The sequence below is a fragment of the Lacticaseibacillus pantheris DSM 15945 = JCM 12539 = NBRC 106106 genome, assembly GCF_001591865.1.
GTDB classification, from domain to species: Bacteria; Bacillota; Bacilli; order Lactobacillales; family Lactobacillaceae; genus Lacticaseibacillus; species Lacticaseibacillus pantheris.
In genome coordinates this window covers 1-7,045 of sequence record NZ_BCVS01000116.1, presented here as the reverse complement: position 1 = coordinate 7,045, position 7,045 = coordinate 1, and the positions used below count along the sequence as shown (strand labels likewise).

General features: G+C 55.7%; 6 protein-coding genes. 4 read left to right on the top strand and 2 right to left on the bottom strand.

Translation table 11 applies throughout. The annotated features are described in order from the left end of the window. The first annotated feature begins 556 nt into the window (after positions 1-556). Both LPA02S_RS10020 and LPA02S_RS11710 read left to right on the top strand, forming a co-directional pair. The gene (locus tag LPA02S_RS10020; protein WP_054651062.1) at positions 557-1,372 is read left to right on the top strand and encodes a Cof-type HAD-IIB family hydrolase; all 816 of its coding nucleotides are present in this window, start codon (positions 557-559) and stop codon (positions 1,370-1,372) included. A 43-nt stretch (positions 1,373-1,415) separates the two neighbouring features. Further along, on the top strand, positions 1,416-1,574 hold the full coding sequence (locus tag LPA02S_RS11710; RefSeq protein ID WP_156302171.1) for a hypothetical protein: 159 nt from the start codon (positions 1,416-1,418) through the stop codon (positions 1,572-1,574). A 248-nt stretch (positions 1,575-1,822) separates the two neighbouring features. Here the strand turns inward: LPA02S_RS11710 and LPA02S_RS10015 are convergent, their stop codons facing one another. After that, complete coding sequence (locus tag LPA02S_RS10015) at positions 1,823-3,244, bottom strand: aldehyde dehydrogenase family protein (protein WP_056956114.1); 1,422 nt, start codon at positions 3,242-3,244, stop codon at positions 1,823-1,825. Positions 3,245-3,566: 322 nt separating this feature from the next. Here LPA02S_RS10015 and LPA02S_RS10010 point away from each other — a divergent pair, with 322 nt between their 5' ends. Continuing rightward, complete coding sequence (locus LPA02S_RS10010; RefSeq protein WP_054651053.1) at positions 3,567-4,466, top strand: phosphopyruvate hydratase family protein; 900 nt, start codon at positions 3,567-3,569, stop codon at positions 4,464-4,466. Between the two features lie 79 nt (positions 4,467-4,545). Here the strand turns inward: LPA02S_RS10010 and LPA02S_RS10005 are convergent, their stop codons facing one another. Then, positions 4,546-5,517 carry an asparaginase gene (locus LPA02S_RS10005; RefSeq protein WP_056956113.1) on the bottom strand — a complete coding sequence of 324 codons (972 nt, stop codon included), beginning with the start codon at positions 5,515-5,517 and terminating at the stop codon, positions 4,546-4,548. A gap of 327 nt (positions 5,518-5,844) precedes the next feature. Between LPA02S_RS10005 and LPA02S_RS10000 the strand changes: the two genes are divergently transcribed. Next, positions 5,845-7,017, top strand: coding sequence for a hypothetical protein (locus LPA02S_RS10000; RefSeq protein WP_054651049.1), 1,173 nt, complete (start codon positions 5,845-5,847; stop codon positions 7,015-7,017). Positions 7,018-7,045: the final 28 nt, after the last annotated feature.

Sequence of the window (7,045 nt, the reverse complement as noted above, 5' to 3'; positions counted from 1 at the left end):
ACGCCACCCATTAGTAGTAGCTACCATTCCAATCCCACACGTCTGCACTCACCGCATGACCGAAGCGGCCGCACGCTACCGTAATAAATACGTTTACAGGAATGGCGCCTCCGTCCCAAAGCCCATCCGTAGATTGCCTATATGGAGTGTTCTTTGGTACCGGGATTCTGTTTCCCGCACTCATATGTATTCAGCTAAACTATTTATCACTAGGAGTTTCGCTGTTCCAGTTAGTAAGCGGTATGTTGTTGCGTGAGTGTATTCCGTCACATGAGTTTAAGCTGGTAGCTGTCTCTTCAACGTAACGGTGAACATCCACCACGCCAGTACGACCAGCCACTAGCAGCAATCACCGTGGAGCGTTCCACAAAGTCGCAGTACCCCACGGCACCCGCACCGGACATAACCGCCACTTGACAATGGTGCAATTATTTTCAAAATGATAACGCTATCGCAAACTAGTGTATTTAAGCTATAATTAATTGATACAGAAATTTTCGTGACGTCGGCCGTGGTCAGTGTGACCCCGAGACGTTACCGAAGGGGGATAGCAGCGATGACGGTTAAAATGATTGCGGTCGACATTAACGATACGCTCCTTAACTCGCAGGGACAGATGACGGACACCACCGCGATTACCCTCCAGCAGGCCACTAATCGTGGGGTGAAAGTGGTGCTCACCACTAGCCGCCCCCTCTTTGGGATTAGCGAATACTTAGGTGAATTAAACCTGCGCGGTGACACGCAGTACGCAATTACCTACAACGGGGCGTTACTGCAGACACTGACGGGGCGGGTATTGAAGGGCCATACCATGCGTCGGGATGATATCGAAACGGTGGCGAAATTTGGGGCGGAACACGACGTCCACTTCCACTTTTTGGATGAGCAGGGGCATAACTACGTGACGGACAGTTACATTAACCCGTACACCGTGCGGCAGGCGGCGGCCGATCACGCCGGTATTCACCACGTGTCTTTGGATAGCATTCGACCGGACTTCCACGCGGCCAAAATTGTGCTGGCGGGCAGCCCCGCAACGATTAGTCGGGTCCAGATGGACTGCATCAACCAGCTGGGGTCACGGTACTACATCGTGCGGCCCCGACCATACTTTATTGAAATCATGAGCCAAACGGCTAATAAGGGGACGGCCTTGGCTGACTTGAGTGCCTACCTGAACATCGCAATGGATGAGGTGATGGCCATTGGGGACGAGCTGAACGACCTGCCGATGCTAGCGAGTGCAGGTATCCCCGTTGCTATGGGTAATGCGCGCCGTGCCCTGAAGAAGAACGCCACCTTTGTGACTAGCGATAACGACCATAACGGTGTGGCGCGAGCCGTGCGTAAATACGTGCTGGGTGTATAATGCGCTCAACGGTAGTTTATTTGGAACAGTACGGGGGTGCCAGATGCGCAATGTGCGGGCAGGGTTGATTAAAACCGTCATTATTTTCATACTGCTGGCGCTGATCTACTGGTGCCATTGGGGCCAAGTAGTGAACGGCGCGTTGATTGCCTTGGCCGTGGTGATTGTTTGGGTGCCCAATCGGTGGCTGGGTGGCCAGTGAAATAGCAAAGTGGCCTGGTCACAATTAGCGGCTGCGGAAAAACGGCGAACATCGGTGCCGGCCGGCTTCTGACCGATTGGAGTTATGGTGAGAAGCCCGCCTACAAACGTGGACCCCAATGCGGTTCCCTGTGCCTAACGTAATAATGCCGATATTCCCGCACTTAGGAATATCGGCATTATTACGTTAGGCACAGGGAGCTAACCGCATCGGGGTCCACTCTCACTATTTATATCGTTTAATTAATGCTAGTCCTTGTTACGAATGACGTCACGCAATTCGTTGATGAATTCGATTGGGTGGCGGGTCGCACGGGATACGTACTTGATGTTCAGTAGGTCATGTGTGGACAGGTTGTGGGAAATGGAATTCTTCCCGTAGGTCCCAGTCCCCAGCGTAAGGGATGGGGTAAGGCCGTTGAACAGGCCACCAATCCCACCGAGAGAACCTGGCGTGTTAATTAGAATCCGGCAAGATGGCATCTGGTCGCCAAAGCGGCGGATGACGTCCTCGTCAGTGGTGTGGAGTACGGCCGTGTGGCCCAGACCGCCGTAGTTGAGGATCCCCAAGCAGAGCTGGAAAGCCGCCTCCTGGGTGTTAGCCACGTACATTGACAGTACGGGTGACAGCTTTTCGCCAGACAGCGGGTAGTTTACGCCAATGCCGTCCAGCTTGCCAATCAAGAGTTGCGTTCCGGCGGGCACCTTGATGCCAGCCATGGCCGCAATCTTCTCGGCTGACTGACCAGCTACCGGGCCGCGCACGGTGTGTCGCTGTGGGTCAATGACGGCGTCGGCGAGTTTGTCGACCTCGTTATCGGGTACAAAGTAGGCGTGCTGCTTCTCGAACTCGGCTTTGACTTCATCCAGAATGTCGCGGTCGACCACCAGGCTGTTCTCGCTGGCACAAATCATCCCGTTGTCGAACGTTTTGCTCATCATGATGTCGGCCACCGCTGCCTTTACGTCGGCAGTGTGCTCAATGTAAGCGGGGGCGTTACCTGGGCCGACCCCGAGTGCTGGCTTACCGGTGGAATATGCGGCTTTGACCATGCCCGGGCCACCAGTGGCGAGCACGATGGCCACACCGGGGTGGTTCATCAACGCGTTGGACGCGGCGATGCTTGGTTCAGCAATCCAGCCGACCAGTCCCTTAGGCGCACCGGCAGCTTCGGCCGCGTTCGCCATGAGTCGAGCAGTCGCAATCCCACATTCCAAAGCCTGTGGGTGCAAACTGAAGATGATGGCGTTGCGCGTCTTGAGGGCCAACAAAATTTTGAAAATAACGGTTGAGGTCGGGTTAGTCACCGGCGTAACCCCAGCGATGACGCCCAGCGGTTCTGCCACTTCGGTGACCTTCTTGCCGGGGTCGTCGGCGATGACACCAACGGTCTTGTCGTCCTTGATGGCCTTCCAGATGTACTGTGAAGCGTAAATATTCTTGATGGCTTTGTCTTCGGACTTGCCCCGGCCAGTTTCGCGGAACGCTAACTCACCGAGTTCCTTGGCGTGGGCCGCCGCGGTTTGAACCATTGCCTCACAGATTGAATCAACCTGCTCCTGACTAAAATGTTGGTACTCGTTAAATGCGGCCTGGGCAGTTGCCACGAGGTCGTTGATGCTTGCTTCTACGTCGGATGTTTCCTGTTGTTCCATAGTTGCTTGCGCCATATCCATCTTCCTTTGCATGCGAATGAGTTTAAACACCTAATCTAATTACCATAATAGTCCTGCAAACGGTCCTTGTAAATGATGTGAGTAAACTTCACAATTGCACTAGTGGCGGGACAAAAACCGCCCACCACCGGCAATTATTCTTCTCATGTTTGATTCAGAAAACCGTTTACATTACGGACTGCTTTTTGCAAAATCAGCGGCTGGTGAATGTGCGCATTGGCCGGCCTAGTGTTAGTTGGTGCTGGCGTTATTAATCACATCAATGAGGTGTGCATGGTAGAATAACGTTACGAACGAATTTTAGGGGGTAGCAAAGATGGTGGTTGTAATATCAGATGTAGTGGCGGCCGAAGTAGTAAGCGCGGCGGGTACTCCAGCGTTACGGGTGTCCGTAGTGCTGAATGATGGTACTACTGGTAACGCAACGGTGGCGACACCGGGGCGCCATGCTGGTGGCCCGGGAGTGGGCTTACTCGATGGTGGCGACCGGCTACACGGTTTAGGCGTACTCAAAGCCGTCAACCATGTGAACACGACTTTGCACGACGAACTGCGCGGACAATCGCCGTTTAACCAACAGTTGCGCGACGTAGCGATTGCGGACGCGGATGGCACGGATGACTGGCATCGACTCGGCGTGAACGCCACGTTTGCTACGTCGCTCGCCGTTGCACGCGCCGCCGCTAACTTTGAAGGCGTGCCGCTGTACCGTTACCTCGGTGGGGTTGTGGCGACTGCACCACGGCCGGCCGTACCGCTCGCACGTGACGGCGCCGACTTTGATGCGCTGTATAGCGTGGCGGCAGATGACGGGCGTATGGACGTGGCCGTGGAGAAAGTTATGAACGACCAGCTATCCGCGCCAGACGGTGGGCCTAACGCGCACCTGGAGGATTTGGTTGCCACCGTTCGGGCTCGCCGCACCGATGTTGGGTTAGCCGTTACCGGCGCGACGGCGGTACCCGCGGGGGTGCAAACCATCGCCCAGGTTGCCGCTCCACTGGCGACGTACGGGACGGTTACCGCCGCGCTCGTGGCGCTACGTGATGGGCAGTCACTGTTGCAACACGCCGCGGCCGATGTCGATCCGTACGCGGCGGACTTGGCGGCGGCAGTGCGCTGCCCAACGCTGATTGTGCCGTCACGGGGTGGGAGCCAGGCACACATTGTTAATCGCCTACTGACGATTGGCCGTGAGATGGACGCTGACGTGTAGAAGAATAATGGTGCAAAAAAGGACTAGCGGTGCACTCGCCCACGGAGGGTGCACCGCTAGTCCTTTTGGCGTCGCGGCCTTAGCTGATGGCGTTATTAACGTACTTCTTCAATTCGGCACCGGACTTGCCGTCGCTGAGGCCCACAATCAGCTTGATGCGCGCCTTTTGGCCGTTCAGTCCCTGGCAAAAAATGATGCCCATCTTTTCGAGCTCCACGCCGCCGCCTTCGTAATCGTAAAAGCCCTCAGCAACGCCGTTGAAACAGCGAGAAACCAGGACGATCGGCACGCCGCGGTCAATCAGGCGTTGTAGGCCGGGCAAAGTTGCTGGTGGGAGGTTGCCCGCACCGAGTGCTTCGATGACCAGGCCGTTGGTGTTGTCCGGCAATGCGTCAAACAGGTCGGAGTCCATCCCCGCGTACGCCTTCAACAAGAAAACGTTTGGCACCACGGCGTCGATGAGGCAGGATTCCTGGTTAATCAACTCCTGGAAGAAACGGGCGCCGTCTTTGGTGACCAGACCGATGGGCCCAAAGGTGGGGGTACGGAACGTAGCGACGTTCGTGGTGTGGGTTTTGGTCACAAAGCGGGCGGTGTGAATTTCGTCGTTCATCACCACCAGGCAGCCTTTGTTCCTCGATTCGGGGCTGGCCGCGGTTCGGATGGCCGTGATGAAGTTGTACAGGCCGTCACTACCGATCTCGTTGCTAGAGCGCATGGCCCCAGTCACGACGACGGGAACCGTGCTGTCCAGGGTGAGGTCGAGGAAGTAGGCGGTTTCCTCCAAAGTGTCGGTGCCGTGGGTCACCACCACGCCGTCAATGCCATCCGCTTCCGCGCGGCGGATCCGTTGGGCCAATTCCAGCATGCGTGCGGGTGTCATGTGCGGGGATGGCAGGTTGAAAATTTCCTCCGCCGTGACGTTGACGTCGGTGCCGAGCTGGTCGGTCTGGCCCATGAGCGGATTTTCCGCGCTGGGCGCCACGTCGCCAGCGGCGTTGGCGGTCATCGAGATGGTGCCGCCCGTGTGTAGTACGAGGATGTCAGTCATTTTTTTGTGCTCCTTTGTTAGCGAAAATATGTCCGTCTGTTAGTGTATGCCGAAACTCGGGTAAGATAAACCGTTAGTTGGGTGGATAACGGGTTATCTTGCTGGTTTTAGTGGCCGGAGTGCTGCAACTTTGTGGACGACTCCACGGCCACCGGCCACTCGGTCTACACCACCAGGCCAGCACGGATAACGCAGCAGATTGTCCGTTGCTTTGCCGTACACTATCCAGGCGGACTAGCATACCAATTGTTAAATTTGGTTAGTGCGGGTTAACGCCATTCCGTCCATGTCATAATAGATGAAACAACCAGAGACGAGGGCAACCAATTGAAGCAAGTCAAGATAATTATGGCGGCGGCCGTGGTGGTACTAGTAATGGCGCTGGGCGTGTGGGGCTTTACCAGCCTGAGCCGCCAAACGCAGCGGGCGACCGAACAGCGGCAAGCACGTACCGTTACTTCGAAACAGATACTGAACGCAAAGCAGACGTTCTGGGATAGTCAGGCAAATGTGACGGCCCAGTCCAGCAGTAAGGGGGTGCTGTCCCACTACAAGTACGCCAAATCCGAGTCCGTTGTCGCGACTCCGTGGATCTTCCATAAGGGTCAGCTGGGTGGGTACACGCGGATCGGGTATACCGAGTTAAAAGCCCGGTTACGGCAACTCAGTTCGGGCAGTACCACCAAGACCCACTTTGCGACCATCAAGCAGTTGAACCGCGCGCTTGCGCAGGCCAAGGCCGGTCTGACCATCAAAAAGTATAGTGAGCTACTATATTATCGGAACGGCACGGTGAGTGTCCAAAGTACGGGTTTTATCGCGCGGGGCAACCACCTGTACGCGCTGTCGATGACGTACGGTTCCAGTAGCGATGAGCTGGGCGATGTTGATGTGGCGCAGATTTATACCCGCAAGGAATATCAGGCTCCCCGCAGGCATCTGAGTCAGGCGCAGATTGCTGGCTATTGGTCGGCTAGCAATTATGATGCGGTGCAGGTCCAGGACGGTCAGCTGTTCAGCGTCAATTCGACCAGTAGTATGACTAGTGCCAGCCGTTTTAACGTTCAGGATCTAGCCGAGATTTCCACGCAGAAGTTGTACGCAAGCAATTATGCGACGCGGGTGGCCGAAGCAATGACGGTGGGATACACCATACCGCAGGCGACCTCACTGGTGGCGAACGATATTGAGTACACATACTTGTTCCTGTCCGCTAACAAAATGGTGCGGATTAAGGGTAATGCGGTCACCACGTTCACTAAGTCGCAAACCAGTGGGACTGCTGCAAAGATGCCCCCCGCGATTAAGGCGGTCTTTGCCGCGGCCGACAAGCAGAAACAGGGTGAATACGCCGATTCAGTGTCGTCGTTGAGTGACGGTACGTACGAGGTAGTCTTTGTCCACACGCTCGATACCTTTACGGAAACTAACTACATGGACCAGCGGGATTACCAGCAGGCGACCATCCACGATGGCCAGGTCACGTTCAAAGAAATGTAGCTACTATTGGCTGGTCGTACTGGCGTGG

Coding starts and splice junctions, on each gene's coding strand:
- LPA02S_RS10020 (WP_054651062.1), top strand. CDS start 557: ATGACGGTTAAAATGATTGCGGTCGACATTAACGATACGCTCCTTAAC.
- LPA02S_RS11710 (WP_156302171.1), top strand. CDS start 1,416: ATGCGCAATGTGCGGGCAGGGTTGATTAAAACCGTCATTATTTTCATA.
- LPA02S_RS10015 (WP_056956114.1), bottom strand. CDS start 3,244: ATGGCGCAAGCAACTATGGAACAACAGGAAACATCCGACGTAGAAGCA.
- LPA02S_RS10010 (WP_054651053.1), top strand. CDS start 3,567: ATGGTGGTTGTAATATCAGATGTAGTGGCGGCCGAAGTAGTAAGCGCG.
- LPA02S_RS10005 (WP_056956113.1), bottom strand. CDS start 5,517: ATGACTGACATCCTCGTACTACACACGGGCGGCACCATCTCGATGACC.